The following is an 18,789-nucleotide window of genomic DNA, read 5'->3' on the forward strand; positions in this document are numbered from 1 at the left end:
AGGCACCGGGGTCGGGCCGCGCACTGACCAGAAGACTTTCGCCAGGCCGTACGCACACCGCGTACGGAACCGGCGAGCCAGACATCAGCTCCCGTGCGGCGCCCGCGCCCCGGACAGCGGGGTCGCGTGCCACGCGACCATCCCGCCGGACCGGACCAGCGCGGCGCCCGGGAGCGCGACGGGAGAACCGCCCGCATGCTTGAGCCGACCGAACCCGGCACGACCGGGAACAACGAAGAGAACACCCCCGGGGACAAGCTGCCGCCGCGCCGCAGGCGCCGCGCCGCTTCCCGCCCCGCCGGCCCGCCGGCCGGCGGAGCCGCGAAGACCAAGGACGAGACGCCGGCCGTGGAGGCCGCTCCGGTGGCCGAGGCCGTCGTGGAGCAGGCCGTACCCGAGGAGGCCGTGGCCGAGGCGCCGCGCGGTCGTCGTCGGGCCGTCCGTAAGGCGACGTCCCCGGCGGGTGCGCCGAAGGGCGCTGTCGAGGAGGCTCCGGTGGCCGAGGCCGTCGTGGAGCCGGTCGAGGAGAAGGCCGTGGAGGAGTCGGTGGAGGCTCCGGCGCCGCGGGCCCGTCGTCGGGCCGTCCGCAAGGCGACCGCTCCGGCCGGTGCGCCGCAGGCCGCCGATGCCACCGCCGTCGCCGAGGAGATCGTGGTCGAGGCCGCTCCGGTGGCCGAGGCCGTCGTGGAGCAGGCCGTACCCGAGGAGGCCGTGGCCGAGGCGCCGCGCGGTCGTCGTCGGGCCGTCCGTAAGGCGACGTCCCCGGCGGGTGCGCCGAAGGGCGCTGTCGAGGAGGCTCCGGTGGCCGAGGCCGTCGTGGAGCCGGTCGAGGAGAAGGCCGTGGAGGAGTCGGTGGAGGCTCCGGCGCCGCGGGCCCGTCGTCGGGCCGTCCGCAAGGCGACCGCTCCGGCCGGTGCGCCGCAGGCCGCCGATGCCACCGCCGTCGCCGAGGAGATCGTGGTCGAGGCCGCTCCGGTGGCCGAGGCCGTCGTGGAGCAGGCCGTACCCGAGGAGACCGTGGCCGAGGCGCCGCGCGGCCGTCGTCGCGCCTCGCGCAAGGCGACCTCGCCCGCCGGTGCGCCGCAGGCCGCCGCACCCGCACCCGCTGCCGAACCGGCCGAGCCGGTCGGCGAAGCCCTTCCCGAGGCCGTCGTCGAGGAGCTCGCCGCCGAGCCCGAGGAGGTGGAGGAGTCCGCGCCGCGCGGCCGTCAGCGCCGCCGCGCCACCGCCCCCGCGGGCCAGCCGGCCACTCCCGCCACCCGCCCGGCCACTCCCGCCACCCGCCCGGCGTTCACGGCGACCGAGGAGCCCGTTCGCCGCGGCCGCCGCGCCACGCGCCCGGCCGTGGCCGTCTTCCAGGCGCCGGTCTTCTCCGAGCCGATGTTCCAGACCCCGGAGACGGCGGCCGCCGCTGCCGCCGCCGCTCCGCCGTACGTGGAGCCGGAGGACGAGGAGGAGACCGAGGACACACAGCAGGCCGTCGAGGCGCCCGCGCCCGCCGAGCCCGCCGGGCAGACCCCGCGTCGCCGTCGCCGCCGCCGCGGGGAGGCCCCCGAGGCCGAGCAGACCGTCGCGCCCGTCGAGCCGGAGCCGGAGGCGGAGCCCGAGACCGAGGACGTGACCGAGTCCGAGACGGAGCACGAGGCCGCCGACGACAGCGAGTACGGCGACCGCCCGTCGCGCCGCCGCCGTCGCGGTGGCCGGCGTCGCCGTCGCGGTGACGCGGGCGACGGCGACGAGGGTGACGAGACGGAGCACTCCGCCCCGTCCGACTCCGCCGCCGACCGTGCCGACGAGCAGCAGCCCGCCGTGGCGCACGCCGACGACAACGACGGCGACCACGACGAGGACGACGAGCGCCACGACTCCGCCGCCGGCGGCTCCAGCAGCAGCCGTCGTCGCCGCCGCCGTCGCCGCCGCAGCGGGGACGCGGTCGACAACGGCACCGACAACGGATCCCACGGCTCCGGCTCCGACGACCCGGAGCGCACGGTCGTCAAGGTCCGCGAGCCGCGGGAGCGCCGCAGCCGCGAGACGGCCGACCGCGAGCCCGGCACCGGCTTCGACGAGGTCCAGTCCATCAAGGGCTCGACCCGTATGGAGGCGAAGAAGCAGCGCCGCCGCGAGGGCCGCGAGCAGGGCCGCCGCCGCGTCCCGATCATCACCGAGGCCGAGTTCCTGGCCCGCCGCGAGGCCGTCGAGCGGGTCATGGTCGTCCGTCAGAGCGGCGAGCGCACCCAGATCGGCGTCCTCGAGGACAACGTGCTCGTCGAGCACTACGTCAACAAGGAGCAGGCCACCAGCTACGTCGGCAACGTCTACCTGGGCAAGGTCCAGAACGTGCTGCCGTCGATGGAGGCGGCGTTCGTCGACATCGGCAAGGGCCGCAACGCCGTGCTGTACGCCGGTGAGGTCAACTTCGAGGCGCTCGGCATGGCCCACGGGCCGCGCCGCATCGAGACCGCCCTCAAGTCCGGCCAGTCGGTGCTCGTGCAGGTGACGAAGGACCCGATCGGCCACAAGGGTGCCCGTCTGACCAGCCAGGTCTCCCTGCCCGGCCGCTACCTCGTCTACGTGCCCGAAGGCTCGATGACCGGGATCAGCCGCAAGCTCCCCGACACCGAGCGCGCCCGGCTGAAGACCATCCTCAAGAAGATCGTGCCCGAGGACGCGGGCGTCATCGTGCGCACCGCGGCCGAGGGCGCGAGCGAGGACGAGCTCCGCCGTGACGTCGAGCGTCTCCAGGGCCAGTGGGAGGAGATCCAGCAGAAGTCGCGTGCCACCGGCAGCTCCAACGCGCCGACGCTGCTCTACGGCGAGCCGGACATGACCGTCCGGGTCGTCCGCGACATCTTCAACGAGGACTTCTCGAAGGTCATCGTGAGCGGCGGCGACGCCTGGGAGACGATCCACGGATACGTCTCGCAGGTCGCCCCCGACCTGACGGACCGGCTGTCGCGGTGGACCTCCGAGGTCGACATCTTCGCGACGTACCGCATCGACGAGCAGCTGATGAAGGCGCTGGACCGCAAGGTCTACCTGCCCAGCGGCGGCTCGCTGGTGATCGACAAGACCGAGGCGATGGTCGTCGTCGACGTCAACACCGGCAAGTTCACCGGTCAGGGCGGCAACCTCGAAGAGACCGTCACCAAGAACAACCTGGAGGCGGCCGAGGAGATCGTGCGTCAGCTGCGGCTGCGCGACCTCGGTGGCATCGTGGTCGTCGACTTCATCGACATGGTGCTGGAGTCCAACCGCGACCTGGTGCTCCGGCGCCTGCTGGAGTGCCTGGGACGCGACCGTACGAAGCACCAGGTCGCCGAGGTGACCTCGCTGGGGCTCGTCCAGATGACCCGTAAGCGGGTCGGCCAGGGCCTGCTGGAGTCGTTCTCCGAGACCTGCGTCCACTGCAACGGGCGCGGCGTGATCGTGCACATGGAGCAGCCGACGACGTCCGGCGGCGGGGGCGGCGGCAAGCGGTCCAAGAAGCGCCGCGGCGGCGCGGACCAGGACCACGGTCACGAGCACGAGCACGAGCAGGAACAGGAGTCCCTGGCGGAGGTCGCCGCCGAGGTGGCCGAGCCGGTGGCGCTGCCGGAGCCCGAGTTCGTCCCGGACGAGGAGCTGTACAGCAGCCCCGCCGAGGCGGAGGCGGCGGCATCGCGCGGCCGTGGGCGCCGCAGGGCGACCCGCAAGGTGTCGGCCCCGGCCGGCGCTCCCCGGGCCGCCGCCCCGGCGCCGGTCGTCGAGAGGCCGGTCGTCGAGGAGAAGCCGGTCGTCGAGGAGGAGCCGGCCGAGGCCGTGGAGCCGGTCGCGGAGCCCGCGCCGGTCGCGGAGCCCGTCGTGGAGCCGGAGTCCGTCCTGGAGCAGGCGGCCCCCGAGGCCGCGCCCCAGGGCCGTACGCGCCGCAGGGCGACCCGTAAGGCGACGTCTCCGGCGGGCTCGCCGCAGCAGGCCGCCCCGGCGGAGCCGGTGACCCCCGTCGAGCCCACCGCCGATCCGGTGGCCGTCGAGGACCCGGTCGTCGAGGCGCCCGCGCCGGTCGCCGAGGCGCCGGTGGAGGCCCCCGAGGCAGCGGCTCCGCCTCGGGCCCGCCGCCGGGCGACCCGGAAGGCGACCGCTCCGGCGGGCTCGCCGTCCGGTGCCGGTGAGGCGGAGATCGTCGTCGTGACGGGTACGCCCGCCGCGGCCGACGAGATCGCCGAGGCGCCCGTCGCCGATGCCGGTGACGCCGAAGAGGCCGCGCCCGCCAAGAAGACGGCGGCGCGCAAGACCGCCAAGAAGGCTCCGGCCAAGAAGGCGGCTCCGGCCAAGAAGGCGGCGGCCCCGGCCAAGAAGGCGGCTGCCGTGAAGAAGACGACGACCGCGAAGAAGACGACGACGGCCAAGAAGGCGCCGGCGAAGCGGGCGACCAAGAAGGCCGTCACCGCCGAGCAGTCGCCCTCGGGCGGTTCGTCCGAGGAGTGACCGCGGGCTGATCCCGCACGCGCCACCACCGGTGGGCCGTTTCCCCGATGCGGGGGAGCGGCCCACCGGCGCGTACTCGGGCAGGGGGGCGGCGTACCCGGCCTCCCTACGTCAGGAGTCCGCGAGCGGCCCGTCCGGACCGCTCGCGGACCCGTGGAGCTCTCCGGGAGTACGTGCGCCGGGCGGGAGACCCCGTACGCCGCACGGGGCGACGTGCGCGCCGGGTGGGACGCCCCGTACGCCGCACGGGACGACGTGCGCGCCGGGTGGGACGCCCCGTACGCCGCACGGGGCGGATGGGCTCGCGGGGGGCGGTTTGACCCGTCGGGCGGTGGCCCCGTAGCCTTGCCCCTCGGCGTGTTTGTCTGTGCGCCTGCCCCTGAGCACATCCCTCCCGGTGCGGTTCCGCGCCAGGAGAGGCCGCTCATCCTTCCGGATCGTCCCGGGCTCCGGCCCGTGCGAGCGGCTGGCATCAGGGGATCCGTTCCGAGCGAGAGAGAGATCCGCGTGTACGCCATCGTGCGCAGCGGTGGCCGCCAGCACAAGGTTGCTGTCGGTGACATCGTTGAGGTTGACAAGATTTCCACTGCCAAGGTTGGCGACACGGTCGAGCTCTCGACCCTGCTCGTTGTCGACGGCGACGCCGTGACCAGCGACCCGTGGGTCCTGGCCGGCATCAAGGTCCAGGCCGAGGTCGTGGACCACCACAAGGGCGCGAAGATCGACATCCTTCGCTACAAGAACAAGACCGGCTACCGCCGTCGCCAGGGTCACCGCCAGCAGTACACGGCGATCAAGGTCACCGGTATCCCCGCGGCTGCGAAGTAAGGGACTGAGACATGGCACACAAGAAGGGCGCATCGTCCACTCGGAACGGGCGCGACTCCAATGCTCAGCGGCTCGGCGTGAAGCGCTTCGGCGGTCAGGCCGTCAACGCCGGTGAGATCCTGGTCCGCCAGCGCGGCACCCACTTCCACCCGGGCACGGGCGTCGGCCGTGGCGGCGACGACACGCTGTTCGCGCTGACCGCCGGTGCGGTGGAGTTCGGTACGCACCGCGGCCGCAAGGTCGTCAACATCGTTCCCGTCGCCGCCTGATCTTCCGGCGAGCACGGTAACGACGCAACACCTTCCGAGGGCGGATCTCAGCTTTCCCGGTCGACGGGGAAGCGGGTCCGCCCTCGGCGTGTTACATCAGAGACAGATCCGTAGATAGCAGTACCTGGAGGCACCCACCATGACCACCTTCGTGGACCGCGTCGAGCTCCATGCCGCCGCGGGTAACGGAGGCCACGGCTGTGCCTCCGTCCACCGTGAGAAGTTCAAGCCCCTCGGCGGACCCGACGGCGGCAACGGCGGACGCGGCGGCGACGTGATCCTCGTCGTCGAGCAGGCCGTGACCACGCTGCTGGACTACCACCACCACCCCCACCGCAAGGCCACCAACGGCCAGCCCGGCGCGGGCGACAACCGTTCGGGCAAGGACGGCCAGGACCTGGTCCTGCCCGTGCCGGACGGCACCGTCGTCCTCGACAGGGACGGCAACGTCCTCGCCGACCTCGTCGGCCAGGGCACCACGTTCGTCGCCGGACAGGGTGGCCGCGGCGGCCTCGGCAACGCCGCGCTCTCCTCGGCCCGCCGCAAGGCCCCCGGCTTCGCGCTGCTCGGCGAGCCGGGCGAGGACCGTGACATCGTCCTGGAGCTCAAGACCGTCGCCGACGTGGCGCTGGTCGGTTACCCGAGCGCGGGCAAGTCCTCGCTGATCTCGGTGCTTTCGGCGGCCAAGCCGAAGATCGCGGACTACCCGTTCACGACGCTCGTCCCGAACCTCGGTGTCGTCACCGCCGGTGAGACCGTCTACACCATCGCCGACGTCCCGGGCCTCATCCCCGGCGCCAGCCAGGGCCGCGGCCTCGGCCTGGAGTTCCTCCGTCACGTCGAGCGCTGCTCGGTGCTCGTGCACGTGCTGGACACGGCGACGCTGGAGTCCGACCGTGACCCGGTGTCCGACCTCGACATCATCGAGGAGGAGCTGCGCCAGTACGGCGGTCTGGAGAACCGGCCCCGCATCGTCGCCCTCAACAAGGTCGACATCCCGGACGGCCAGGACCTGGCCGACATGATCCGCCCGGAGCTGGAGGCGCGCGGCTACCGCGTCTTCGAGGTCTCCGCGATCGCCCACAAGGGCCTCAACGACCTCTCGTACGCGCTGGCCGGGATCGTCGCCGAGGCGCGTGCCACCAAGCCGGTGGAGGAGGCGACCCGGGTCGTCATCCGCCCGAAGGCCGTCGACGACACCGGGTTCACCGTGACCGTCGACGAAGAGGGCATCTACCGGGTGCGCGGCGACAAGCCCGAGCGCTGGGTGCGTCAGACCGACTTCAACAACGACGAGGCCGTCGGCTACCTCGCGGACCGGCTGAACCGCCTCGGCGTCGAGACCGCCCTGATGAAGGCCGGCGCCCGCGCGGGCGACGGCGTGGCCATCGGTGCCGAGGAGAACGCGGTCGTCTTCGACTGGGAGCCGACGATGATGGCCGGTGCCGAGATGCTCGGCCGCCGTGGCGAGGACCACCGCCTGGAGGCCCCGCGCCCCGCCGCGCAGCGTCGCCGGGACCGCGACGCCGAGCGGGACGACGCGCAGAAGGAGTACGACGAGTTCGACCCCTTCTAGAGGGAGCCGTCCCGAGAGCCGTGAGGAATACCGGGCACGTGGAACCCGGTACGGGCCTCTCCGCCGGCACCGCAGCAGGGCCTCCGGCCCCGCGCGGTCGCCGGGGGAGGGGCCTTCGGGCGTTCCGGGGCGGGCGGTGCGGCGCCGCGGAATCCAGGAGAACGACCCCCGAACGGGTGAGGCAGGGCGGTGCGTGTCGCCCGGTCGGGTGAAACGAACAGGCCGTCCGCCGTGCTCAGGCGGGACATCGGCCGCTCAACCGTGTGGTGTCGGTCACCTGCTCGCGCGGCACTTTCGCAGGTAACGGCCCTGCTCACACGGGAACGGCAGGTGTCGTGGGGGCGGCCCGCACTCGACGTCCACCTTGCGAGATGGTAACGGAGAGTGCAACCATCGGGGGGTTCCCGAGCCCTCGCAAGGTAGGTCGTCTGTGTCTGTGCAGCACATAGCCCAAGCCCGTACCACAGCAGTCGTGCTCGCCGGGGGTACCGGTCAGCGCGTGGGACTGTCCATCCCCAAGCAGCTGCTGAAGATCGCAGGCAAGGCTGTCATCGAGCACACCCTGTCGATCTTCCAGCAGTCCGAGTCAATCGACGACATCATCGTGCTGATGGCGCCCGGCTATGTCGCCGACGTCGAGAAGATCGTCACGAAGGCCGGCCTGACCAAGGTGGTCAAGGTCATCGAGGGCGGGACGACGCGCAACGAGACCACCGAGCGGGCCATCTCCGTACTCGGCGAGGGCCTGGCGGAGGGTGAGGACCGCAACGTCCTCTTCCACGACGCCGTGCGCCCCCTGCTGTCGCAGCGCGTCATCACGGACTGCGTGGACGCCCTCGGGCGGTACCAGGCGGTGGACGTCGCCATCCCGTCCGCGGACACGATCATCGTGACCCGTACGCACGGCGGCGACGGCGAGTTCATCACCGAGGTCCCCGACCGCTCCCGCCTGCGCCGGGGCCAGACGCCGCAGGCGTTCAAGCTCTCCACCATCCGCCGGGCCTACGAGGTCGCGGCCGGCGACCCGAACTTCCAGGCGACCGACGACTGCTCGGTGGTCCTGAAGTACCTGCCCGACGTGCCGATCTACGTCGTCGCGGGCGACGAGTACAACATGAAGGTGACCCAGCCGGTCGACGTCTTCATCGCGGACAAGCTCTTCCAGCTGGCCTCCACGGCCGTGCCGTCGCCCGCCGACGACGCGGCCTACCGGGAAGCGCTGACCGGGAAGACCATGGTCGTCTTCGGCGGCTCCTACGGGATCGGCGCGGACATCGCCGCCCTCGCCGAGTCGTTCGGTGCCAAGGTCTACGCGCTCGGCCGGTCCACCACCGGCACGCACGTGGAGAACCCGGAGCACATCGACGACGCGCTCTCCACGGCCTACGCCGAGACCGGCCGGGTCGACTACGTCGTCAACACCGCCGGGGTGCTGCGGATCGGCAAGCTCGCCGAGACGGACAACGCGACGATCCAGGAAGCCCTGAACGTCAACTACCTCGCGCCGGTCCAGATCGCCCGGGCCTCGCACAAGTTCCTCGCCGAGACCAAGGGTCAGCTGCTCCTCTACACCTCCAGCAGCTACACCCGGGGCCGGGCCGAGTACAGCCTGTACTCCTCCACCAAGGCCGCCATGGTCAATCTCACCCAGGCGCTCTCGGACGAGTGGGCCGGTGACGGAGTGCGTGTGAACTGCGTGAACCCGGAGCGCACCGCCACCCCGATGCGTACGAAGGCCTTCGGTGACGAGCCCGCGGGGTCGCTGCTCTCCTCCGAGGCGGTCGCCCGGACCTCCCTCGACGTGCTGCTCTCCGAGATGACCGGGCACGTCATCGACGTCCGCCAGCAGGACCCGACCCGGGGCGCCTCCGAGGCGTCGGGCTTCGAGCAGGCGCTGGCCGCCGTCCTGGACCGACAGGCCGATGTGTAATACTGCTCGACAATCCACCATTCGGACCCCTGTCGTTCACCTTCGCGTGAACGGCAGGGGTCCGAATTCGTGAAGCTATTTCATCACAATTCCCCCGCAAGGTATTAGTCGGAACCCTCGGGAGCGGTACTTCGTGTTTTCGAAAGCCATTCGCGTGGCGAGAGTGGGCAGTGGTTCTGAGCTCGCCGCCGCAATTCTCCTGGTCCTGGGATTCCCGTGCGTCATGCTCGCGGCGATACTCCCCAATATCTGGCTGTTCTCCGCGGCGGTCCTTGTCACATATCTGGCCGACCGGTATCTGCATCACTGCGGCAGTTATCTCGTCAATCGCCTCGCCGCCGTCCGGGCCGGCCTGTCGATCCGTTTCCTCGTACGTGAGCTGCTGCTGATCCTGCTCATGTCGCGCATGGGATACGGCGAGGGGGCGTTCTTCTACACGACGGTCGCCTGTCTCCTGGCGTTCTACGGCCTCCAGGCACCGCAGAGCGCGATGGTGACCCTCATCCGGCTCCGCCGCAAGCTGCCGGTGGTCACCCGGAACATCGATCTCGGCCCCGTCGGGATAGGGGACGCGCCGCCGCGCCTGCTGATGAGCCGCCCCGCCGAGAAGATGCTCCACTTCGACGTGTTCGCCGTGGTGGGCGTGGTCGCCGCGATCGAGACCGGCACCGACGCGCTCGCCTACGCGGGCCTCGGCCTGACGCTCGTCCTCGCGGTGTTCTACATCCTCGCGCTGCTGCCGTACGTGCGGCCCAGCCGCCTCGTCCCGCCGGAGACCAAGGTCCTGGCGGCCGTCGACGCGTGGCTGCAGGAGTACAAGCCGACCGTCATCCTCTACTTCTCCGGTTCCAGGGACTCCGCCTACCAGGTCAACATGTGGCTGGAGACCATGGGCCGGCTGAGCGGCCGCCCGATGATCGTGCTCCGCGAGCGCGCCATCGTCCCGCAGCTCGCCGGGACGTCCGTGCCGGTCCTCTGCGTCCCCGGCGGCGTGCACCTGATGAACATGGACCTCTCGACGGTGCGGGTCGCGCTCTACGCGGCCAACGTCGGCAAGAACATCCACATGCTGCGCGTGCCGACCATGAAGCACGTCTTCATCGGCCACGGCGACAGCGACAAGCTGGCCAGCGTCAACCCGTACAGCAAGGCGTACGACGAGGTCTGGACCGCAGGCCGGGCCGGCCGCGACCGCTACGCGCTGGCCGACGTCGGCGTCCGCGACGAGGACATCGTGGAGGTGGGACGGCCGCAGCTGGCCTCCATCACCTCCTGGACCGGCACGCCAAAGAACCCCGTCCCGACCGTGCTGTACGCGCCCACCTGGGAGGGCTGGGACGACAACCCGGGCAACACCTCGCTGCTGCTCGCCGGGGAGAACATCGTCCGCCGGCTGCTGGAGTCCGAGAAGCCCGTCCGGGTGCTCTACAAGCCGCACCCGTTCACCGGCACCCGCAGCCGCAAGGCCGCCGCCGCCCACCTGCGGATCACCGCGATGATCGAGGACGCGGCCGCCCGCCGCGCCACCGACCCGCGCTGGGCCGGGGAGAGCACGGCGCTCGCGAGCGAGCAGGCCGAGGCCCGCGCCGAGCTGGCCCGTATCGAGGCGCGGCTGGCCGAGCTGGCCGGCGGCACTGGCGAGAAGGCCCGCGACGAGGCCGAGCTCTCGCGCAACTCGCTGGCCGACCCGGCGCGCGAGGCCGAGACCGCGAAGCTGCGGGACGACTGGAACACCGCCTACTGGCGCTCCCAGGGCTGGTGGCAGCACCAGGTCATCTCCGGATCGACCATGCGCCTGTACGACTGCTTCAACGAGTCGGACGCGATGGTGTCGGACATCTCCAGCGTGGTCTCCGACTTCATCGCCAGCGGCAAGCCGTACGCGGTGACCGACTCGGCCGAGCTGGGCGAGGAGGAGTTCAAGCGCCAGAACACGGCCGTCCGTGCCGCGGTGATCCTCTCCAACGACGCGAGCGAGCTGGACCGCCTGCTCGCGGCCGTGTCCGACCCCGCCGCGGACGACCGGGCGGAGGGCCGGCGCGAGCTCAAGGAGTACCTCCTCGGACCCGACGAGCCGTCCTCGCTCGTCCAGTTCGACCGTGCCGTCCAGGCGCTGGCCGCCCGGGCGGAGGCGCGCAATGTCGGGGTCGCTCATCTCGGCGAACACGTGAGTGGCTGAATCTCACCAGAGATGACCGAAATGCATCGCCCAATGGCCCGTTCCCGCCTCCGAAGAGGCCAGAACGGGCCATTGTGACGCAAGTCACCTATCGCACTTGCTGTGCGTGCACAACCAATTCTGTGCGTCCGCTGTCATCTCTATTCGTGAACGACACTCGAATTCCAGACGTCAGCGTGATCATCGGCGCTTACGAAGCCATGCCCTACCTCATCCGCTGCCTCCAGTCCGTGGAGGCGCAGACCCTTCCCGCCGACCGCTTCGAGCTCATCGCGGTCGACGACGGGTCGAAGGACGGCACCGGTGCGTACCTGGACGAGTTCGCCGCACGTACGGCCGTCCCCACCACCGTGATCCACCAGGCCAACTCCGGCGGCCCGAGCGGCCCGCGCAACGTGGGCCTCGCCCGCGCCCGCGGCCGGTACGTCTTCTTCCTCGACGCCGACGACTTCCTCGGCTTCGAGGCACTGGAACGCATGGTCGCCATCGCCGACAAGGCCGGCACCGACGTGGTGCTCGGCAAGATGGTGGGGGTCAACCGGGGCGCCGCCGGATCCATGTGGGGGCGCCACGACGAAGAGCGCGTCGACATCTTCGACTCCCGCGTCATCTACACCCTCAGCGCCCAGAAGCTCTTCCGCCGCGAGCTGCTGACCCGTCACGGGATCACCTTCGACGAGAAGATGCGCAACGGCGAGGACGCCATCTTCACCATGGAGGCCTACCTCCGGGGCGCCGGTGTCTCCGTCGTCTCCGAGTACGTCTGCTACTACCTGGTGGGCCGCGACGACGGCCTGCACGTCACCCGCAGCGGCAGCTACGAGCCCCGGTTCGAGGCGCTGGAGGCGCTGGTCGAGCTCATCGCCGAACTCGTGCCCGAGGGGCCGAAGCGCGACTTCATGATGGCCCGCCCGTTCACCGTGGGGCTCATCCAGCAGTTCGGGCCGGGCGTCCTCAAGGAGAGCGAGGAGGTCCGCGCCCACAAGCTGGAGCTGGCCGCCCCGATCACCAAGTACTGGACGCCGGGCGTGGCGAAGCTGATCAAGGTGAACGAGCGCCTCCGGCTCGAATGCGTCGCCCGCGGCCGGCTGGACCTGCTCGCCGACATCCACCGGTACATCGCCGCCCGGCACACCCCGAAGGTGGTCCGGGCCGAGCAGGGGGACGCCGCCTACCTCGTCTACCCGCACTTCCGGAAGCCCGAGGCGGGCCTTCCCGACTCGGCGTTCGAGATGACGGTGCCGGAGTGGGCACCGAGCAAGCGGCTGCAGGCGCCCGCGCGGTCGAAGCCGGGTCAGTCCAAGCCCACGCCGACCCTGGCCCGCAGGGTGGTCCGCCGGGTTCGTCGTGACATGAAGCGGTGGAAGTCCTCGGTCTGACCCGACGGCCCGGAGCGGACGGCCGGGGCCGGGACGGTGGCAGAGTTACTCATCGGGAAACCTCACGGGAACTCGAAGTAATATCCCATGGAATGAAAGCGGCCTCGGGAACGCCTGCCATCCGGCTTCCGGCCACCGACCACGCAGCTTGGGGACAGCACACGTGAAGGCACTCGTACTCTCCGGCGGGGCGGGCACCCGCCTGCGCCCGATCACCCACACGTCCGCGAAGCAATTGGTACCGGTCGCCAACAAGCCGGTTCTCTTCTACGGTCTCGAAGCGATCGCCGACGCCGGTATCACCGAGGTCGGCATCATCGTGGGCGACACCGCCGCCGAGATCCGCGAAGCGGTCGGCGACGGCTCCGCGCTCGGCATCAAGGTCACCTACATCCCCCAGGAGGAGCCGCTCGGCCTGGCGCACGCGGTGCTCATCGCGCGCGACTTCCTGGGTGACGACGACTTCGTCATGTACCTCGGCGACAACTTCATCGTGGGCGGCATCACCGGCCTCGTCGAGGGCTTCCGCGGGGACCGCCCCGACGCGCAGATCCTGCTGACCCGGGTTCCCAACCCGACCTCGTTCGGCGTCGCCGAACTGGACGGCGAGGGGCGCGTCGTCGCGCTGGAGGAGAAGCCGAAGGAGCCCAAGAGCGACCTCGCCCTCGTCGGCGTCTACCTCTTCACCCCGGCGATCCACGAGGCCGTCCGCTCGATCGAGCCGTCCTGGCGAGGCGAGCTGGAGATCACCCACGCCATCCAGTGGCTGATCGACCAGCAGCGCAACGTCCGCTCCACCACCATCTCCGGCTACTGGAAGGACACCGGCAACGTCACCGACATGCTGGAGGTCAACCGGTCCGTCCTGGAGACCGTCGAGCCGGCCACGGACGGCGCCGAGGTGGACGAGCACAGCGAGATCATCGGCCGTGTGCGGATCGAGCCGGGCGCGAAGGTCACCGGCAGCCGCATCGTCGGCCCCGCGATCATCGGCGCCGGCTCGGTCATCAGCGACGCGTACGTCGGTCCCTTCACCTCGGTCTCCGAGGGCTGCCGGATCGAGGACAGCGAGATCGAGTACTCCATCGTGCTCCGGGGGGCCTCCATCACCGGCGTCCGACGCGTGGAGGCGTCGCTCATCGGCCGCGACGTCGAGGTCACCCCGGCGCCCCGCAACCCGTCCGCACACCGACTCGTCCTCGGCGACCACAGCAAGGTGCAGATCTCCTCATGACGACCAACATCCTGGTGACCGGCGGAGCCGGCTTCATCGGCTCGCACTACGTCCGTACCGTCCTCGGCCCCCAGGGCCCCGGCGACATCACCGTCACGGTGCTGGACAAGCTCACCTACGCGGGCAACCCCGCCAACCTCGACGAGGTCCGTGACCACCCGGGCTTCTCCTTCGTCCAGGGCGACATCTGCGACGCCGAACTCGTCGGCAAGCTCATGGCCGAGCACGACCAGGTGGTGCACTTCGCCGCCGAGTCGCACGTGGACCGCTCCATCGACGGGGGCGCCGAGTTCGTCCGTACGAACGTCGTGGGCACCCACACCCTGATCCACGCCGCGCACCTGGCCGGGATCAGGACCTTCGTGCACATCTCCACCGACGAGGTCTACGGCTCGATCGACGAGGGCTCCTGGCCCGAGACGCACCCGCTGGAGCCCAACTCGCCGTACTCCTCGGCGAAGGCGTCCAGCGACCTCATCGCGCTCTCGTACCACCGCACCCACGGCCTCGACGTGCGGGTGACCCGCTGCTCCAACAACTACGGGCACCACCACTTCCCCGAGAAGGTCATCCCGCTCTTCGTCACCAACCTGCTCGACGGCAAGACCGTCCCGCTCTACGGCGACGGCGCCAACGTCCGCGACTGGCTGCACATCGACGACCACGTCCAGGGCATCGAGCTGGTCCGCACGAAGGGCCGCGCCGGCGAGGTCTACAACATCGGCGGCGGCACCGAGCTCTCCAACAAGGAGCTCACCGGCCTGCTGCTGGAAGCCTGCGGCGCCGACTGGGAGACCAGCGTCACCTACGTCGAGGACCGCAAGGGCCACGACCGCCGCTACTCCGTGGACTGCACCAAGATCCGCGAGGAGCTCGGCTACGTCCCGCGCAAGGACTTCAAGCAGGGCCTCGCCGAGACCGTGCAGTGGTACCGCGACAACCGCGCCTGGTGGGAGCCGCTGAAGGACCGGGCCGCCCTGTGAGCCCCGTCTGGCTGGTGACCGGAGCGGGCGGCATGCTGGGCCGGGACGTCCTGGCGAAGCTGGCGGCCGAGGGCGGCGACGCCGTCGCCGCCGACCGCGCGGCACTCGACATCGCCGACCCGGCCGCCGTCGCCGCCGCGTTCGCGGAGCACCGCCCCGCGGTCGTCGTCAACTGCGCCGCCTGGACCGCCGTGGACGACGCGGAGAGCCAGGAGGAGGCCGCGCTGCGCGTCAACGGCACCGGCCCGGCGGTCCTCGCCGAGGCGTGCCGCGAGCACGGCGCCGTGCTGCTCCAGGTCTCCACGGACTACGTCTTCGCCGGCGACGCCGACAAGCCGTACGCCGAGGACGAGGCCACCGCCCCCCGCAGCGCCTACGGGCGGACCAAGCTCGCCGGCGAGCGCGCGGTCCTGGAAACCCTCCCGGAGACCGGCTACGTGGTCCGTACGGCCTGGCTGTACGGAGCGGGCGGCGGCAACTTCGTCCGCACCATGATCAAGCTGGAAGGCGTCAAGGAGACCCTGGACGTCGTCGACGACCAGCGGGGCCAGCCGACCTGGACCGTCGACCTGGCGGACCGTCTGGTCGCCCTCGGCCGGGCCGCCCTCGCGGGCGACGCCCCGGCGGGTGTCTACCACGGCACCAGCGGCGGCGAGACGACCTGGTTCGGCTTCACCCGGGAGATCTTCCGGCTGCTGGGCGCGGACCCCGAGCGGGTCCGTCCGACCACCAGCGAGGCCTTCGTCCGGCCCGCTCCCCGCCCGGCGTACAGCGTGCTCGGACACGACCGCTGGTCCGCCGCCGGGATCGCGCCGGTCCGCGACTGGCACGAGGCGCTGGCGGAGGCGTTCCCCGCCCTCGTCGCCGCCGAGCGCGGCTGACGCCCGACGCGCCGCCACCACGGCCGGACCCCCGACCGCCCGGGCGGGGGTCCGGCCGTCGGTGTTCCCGGCCCCGTCCCCCTTCCCGGCCCCGTCCCCCTTCCGGGGCCCGCCGCCGCCCGGGAACGCCGAACGCCCGGCCGGTGAACCCGGCCGGGCGTTCTCGTACGGGCCGTCGCCGGGTCAGCCCCGGGCGCGCAGCTGCTCGTAGTAGGCCTGGCAGTCCTCGAAGGAGGGCAGCAGACCCTGTGCCTCGGCCTCGGCCAGCGTGGGGGCGGCGGCGTCCTTGTCGGAGAGCAGTGGGGTGATGCCCTCGGGCCACTCGATGCCCAGCTCCGGGTCGAGCGGGTTGATCCCGTGCTCGCGGCCGGGGGCGTACCCCTCGGAGCAGAGGTACACCACGGTGGCGTCGTCGGTCAGCGCCATGAAGGCGTGGCCGAGGCCCTCGGAGAGGTACACCGCGTGGTGGTCCACGTCGTCGAGGCGGACGGCCTCCCACTGCTTGTACGTGGGGGAGCCGACCCGGATGTCCACGATCACGTCCAGCACGGCGCCGCGCACGCACTTGACGTACTTGGCCTGGCTCGGCGGGACGTCGGCGAAGTGGATGCCCCGCAGGGTGCCCCGGCTCGACACCGAGCAGTTGGCCTGGGCCAGCTGGAGCCCGTGGCCGGCCGCCTCGGTGAAGTCGGCCGCCTTGAACCACTCGTGGAAGCTACCCCGGCTGTCGGGGAAGACCTTGGGCTCCTGGACCCAGGCTCCGGCGATGTCGAGCTGCCGCATCTGATTCACGTTCCTGTTCTTTTCGCTTCTCGTGCACTTCAGTTTCTCCGGCCAGGCTGTGTCCCGGCCGTCCGGTACCGGGAGGGCCGGATGTCAGCCGGCCACCTTCGCGGCGAGCCCGCGCGCCTTCTTGCGGGCCTTCGCGGGGAGCCGGCGGACGATCGGTCCGCCCACGGTCCGCAGCGCGCTGCGGACGGTCGCCTTGCGGCGGGCGGAGGCCATCGCGCTCAGCATGGCGGGGCTCACCACGGGCAGGTCCGAGACGAGGACGATCTTCCCGCCCCGCTCCACCCGCACGTCGGCGAGGGGCACGGCGGCGCTCTTGGCGCCGTCGAGGCGGACCGAGAGCTTCCACTCGCCCGGCGGAATGTCCGCGGCCTTGGCGGGCACCGACAGGTGGGCGCGGCCCTGGACGGGGCGGAGCGTCGTCGGGAGCACCCGGTCGGTGCCGCCGGCCGCGGTCAGCACCAGATCGGCCTTGGAGGGCGCCGTGGCGGTCGTGGTGACGATGTCGAGGCGCAGTTCCGTCTTGCTGCCGGGGGTGCGCAGGACCGGGCGGCCCTCCAGGTACACGGCCAGCTTCTTGGCCCGGCGCGCCACGTCCAGCGTGAGGTTGCCGTGCGGGTCGGTGAAGTACGGGATGACCGCGCGGGCGGGCGAGCCCAGCGAGGCGGGCAGGCATTCGGCGTCGACCGCCGGGTCGCGGTCGGCGCCGAGCCGGGCCTTGCGGACCACGCCGAGGCCACGCAGCGGCACCCAGATGTCCCAGAAGCCCCGCGAGACGCGGCCCCGGTTCTTGACGCCCTCCGAGGTGACGTGGCCGTGGCCGGTCAGGACGACCTCGAAGACACCGTCGGAGATCTCCTTGACCTCCGAGGTGAACTTGGCGGGGCAGGGCCACTCGACGGCCGTCTCGCGGTTGCGCAGCGAGATCTCCGCCATGTAGCCGTCGAGGTCGTCCTCGACGTCCAGCAGCTCTCCGGCCGGCAGCAGGTCCGCCGTGAGGTCGGGGTGCAGGTGGAGGCGGCCGTCCCGGCGCACCAGGGTCACGGGCGCCTGGTCGTCGCCGTGCACGAGCCGGCCGGTGATGTCGACGCGGATGCGGCCGTCCGGCTGCCACTCGAACTTCTCCAGGCGGGCGGCCGCCTTGATGGAGCCGGCGAACTGGGCGATGCGGACCAGCCCCTCGCGGTCGTCGTTGCGCAGCAGCGTGGAGCGGAGCCGCTGGACCGGGCCGAGCCCGTCGTGCACGCCGTCGTGCATGAAGTCACGTGCCAGGGGCTGGACGGCGTCGATCATCTCGTCGCGGTACTCCGGCGCGTACTTCTGCACGGCGGGTTCACTGAGGCGCGACAACATCTCCACACGGTAGAAGCGGCGCAGCAGAAGGTCGCGGAATTCGCCCGGCTCGGTGTTCTCCACGACGACGTCGAGGACCTCGCGGAGATTTCCGTAGTAGCCCGAAGGGATGAGTTTCGCGGAGCCCGCGTTCTGTCCGTCGTCGCGCCGCGAGTAGTAGTAGCAGGTGTAGTTCCCGAGAATGGAGACGACCTTCGCCGGGAAGTACGCCTGCATCATGTAGAGCTGGTCCTCCAGGCGTCGCTTGCCCTCGGGGTAGGCGATGTTGTTCTCGCGGAGGAATTCCGTCCGGAACATCTTGTGCGGCGTCAGGGAGTCGTAGAGCGGTGCGTCGCGCAGGGTGCACTTTTCCCGGTTGACCTTGAAAACGCCGTGCGGAACGCCGCGGAAGTTGCTGGCCACCTTGCCGATGACGATGTCGGAGCCGTTGCGGTGCCCCATGTTGTAGAGGCGCAGCAGGGCCTCGGAGGCCAGATAGTCGTCCTGGTCGAGGAACTGTACGTATTCACCCTTGGCCTCCGCCACGCCGATATTGCGAGGCTTGCCCGGCCACCCGGAATTGGGGATGGTGATCACACGGAAGTGCGGGTGCACGGTGGCGAGCTTTTCGAGGCGCTCGCGTGTGTCGTCGGTCGAGCCGTCATTGACGAACAGCACTTCGAATTCGCTCGCGGGCAGGGTCTGACGCAGCAACGAGTCGATGGCGGGATCGATGTACTTCCCCGGGTTGTACACCGGAATGATGACGCTGACTTTGACTGACACAACTGTGTCCCATCTCTTGTGGGAACCCTGAACGCGAAGGCGGTGTCGGGATCGGAGACCGAATGAGGGCGAGGGCCGCCGCCCGGAAGCACCATAGCGGTTGTGGCGCATCGAACAGTTCGGACCGGGTAGGAGGCCGTGTACGGTGCAACGGAG

Annotated in this window: 12 protein-coding genes; 10 read left to right on the forward strand and 2 right to left on the reverse strand. The window is 71.1% G+C overall.

Translation table 11 applies throughout. The annotated features are described in order from the left end of the window. Positions 1-195 precede the first annotated feature (195 nt). The 10 genes from ACFZAX_RS19930 (at position 196) to rfbD (ending at position 15,726) form a co-directional block, all read left to right on the forward strand. Positions 196-4,467, forward strand: a complete 4,272-nt coding sequence (locus ACFZAX_RS19930; protein ID WP_390963114.1) for an Rne/Rng family ribonuclease — start codon at positions 196-198, stop codon at positions 4,465-4,467. 507 nt (positions 4,468-4,974) lie between these two features. Continuing rightward, a complete protein-coding gene (rplU, locus tag ACFZAX_RS19935; RefSeq protein ID WP_042812502.1) occupies positions 4,975-5,295 on the forward strand; it encodes a 50S ribosomal protein L21 in 321 nt (106 codons plus the stop codon). Positions 5,296-5,306: 11 nt separating this feature from the next. Next, positions 5,307-5,564, forward strand: a complete 258-nt coding sequence (gene rpmA, locus ACFZAX_RS19940; RefSeq protein ID WP_014045902.1) for a 50S ribosomal protein L27 — start codon at positions 5,307-5,309, stop codon at positions 5,562-5,564. Between the two features lie 139 nt (positions 5,565-5,703). Continuing rightward, positions 5,704-7,140 carry a GTPase ObgE gene (gene obgE, locus ACFZAX_RS19945; protein WP_390963116.1) on the forward strand — a complete coding sequence of 479 codons (1,437 nt, stop codon included), beginning with the start codon at positions 5,704-5,706 and terminating at the stop codon, positions 7,138-7,140. Between the two features lie 430 nt (positions 7,141-7,570). Further along, a complete protein-coding gene (locus ACFZAX_RS19950; protein WP_390963117.1) occupies positions 7,571-9,070 on the forward strand; it encodes a D-ribitol-5-phosphate cytidylyltransferase in 1,500 nt (499 codons plus the stop codon). 133 nt (positions 9,071-9,203) lie between these two features. Then, complete coding sequence (locus ACFZAX_RS19955; protein ID WP_390963118.1) at positions 9,204-11,249, forward strand: hypothetical protein; 2,046 nt, start codon at positions 9,204-9,206, stop codon at positions 11,247-11,249. A 200-nt stretch (positions 11,250-11,449) separates the two neighbouring features. After that, positions 11,450-12,628, forward strand: coding sequence for a glycosyltransferase (locus ACFZAX_RS19960; RefSeq protein ID WP_390963311.1), 1,179 nt, complete (start codon positions 11,450-11,452; stop codon positions 12,626-12,628). 163 nt (positions 12,629-12,791) lie between these two features. Then, positions 12,792-13,862, forward strand: a complete 1,071-nt coding sequence (locus tag ACFZAX_RS19965; protein ID WP_390963119.1) for a glucose-1-phosphate thymidylyltransferase — start codon at positions 12,792-12,794, stop codon at positions 13,860-13,862. After that, complete coding sequence (rfbB, locus tag ACFZAX_RS19970; RefSeq protein WP_390963120.1) at positions 13,859-14,845, forward strand: dTDP-glucose 4,6-dehydratase; 987 nt, start codon at positions 13,859-13,861, stop codon at positions 14,843-14,845. Before ACFZAX_RS19965 ends, rfbB begins: the two co-directional genes overlap by 4 nt. Beyond that, positions 14,842-15,726 carry a dTDP-4-dehydrorhamnose reductase gene (gene rfbD, locus ACFZAX_RS19975; RefSeq protein WP_390963122.1) on the forward strand — a complete coding sequence of 295 codons (885 nt, stop codon included), beginning with the start codon at positions 14,842-14,844 and terminating at the stop codon, positions 15,724-15,726. The genes rfbB and rfbD overlap by 4 nt, the downstream gene beginning before the upstream one ends. Positions 15,727-15,909: 183 nt before the next feature. On the opposite strand, the gene rfbC is transcribed toward rfbD, so the two are convergent. Then, positions 15,910-16,509 carry a dTDP-4-dehydrorhamnose 3,5-epimerase gene (gene rfbC / locus ACFZAX_RS19980; RefSeq protein ID WP_390963312.1) on the reverse strand — a complete coding sequence of 200 codons (600 nt, stop codon included), beginning with the start codon at positions 16,507-16,509 and terminating at the stop codon, positions 15,910-15,912. Positions 16,510-16,602: 93 nt separating this feature from the next. Continuing rightward, positions 16,603-18,633 carry a glycosyltransferase gene (locus ACFZAX_RS19985; RefSeq protein ID WP_390963123.1) on the reverse strand — a complete coding sequence of 677 codons (2,031 nt, stop codon included), beginning with the start codon at positions 18,631-18,633 and terminating at the stop codon, positions 16,603-16,605. Positions 18,634-18,789: the final 156 nt, after the last annotated feature.

The sequence above is a fragment of the Streptomyces sp. NPDC008125 genome, assembly GCF_042957125.1.
GTDB lineage: Bacteria > Actinomycetota > Actinomycetes > Streptomycetales > Streptomycetaceae > Streptomyces.

Bases quoted from the DNA above. Each gene is read 5' to 3' on its own strand.
- ACFZAX_RS19930 (WP_390963114.1), top strand. From the start codon at position 196: ATGCTTGAGCCGACCGAACCCGGCACGACCGGGAACAACGAAGAGAAC.
- rpmA (WP_014045902.1), top strand. From the start codon at position 5,307: ATGGCACACAAGAAGGGCGCATCGTCCACTCGGAACGGGCGCGACTCC.
- obgE (WP_390963116.1), top strand. From the start codon at position 5,704: ATGACCACCTTCGTGGACCGCGTCGAGCTCCATGCCGCCGCGGGTAAC.
- ACFZAX_RS19960 (WP_390963311.1), top strand. From the start codon at position 11,450: ATGCCCTACCTCATCCGCTGCCTCCAGTCCGTGGAGGCGCAGACCCTT.
- rfbB (WP_390963120.1), top strand. From the start codon at position 13,859: ATGACGACCAACATCCTGGTGACCGGCGGAGCCGGCTTCATCGGCTCG.
- rfbC (WP_390963312.1), bottom strand. From the start codon at position 16,509: ATGCGGCAGCTCGACATCGCCGGAGCCTGGGTCCAGGAGCCCAAGGTC.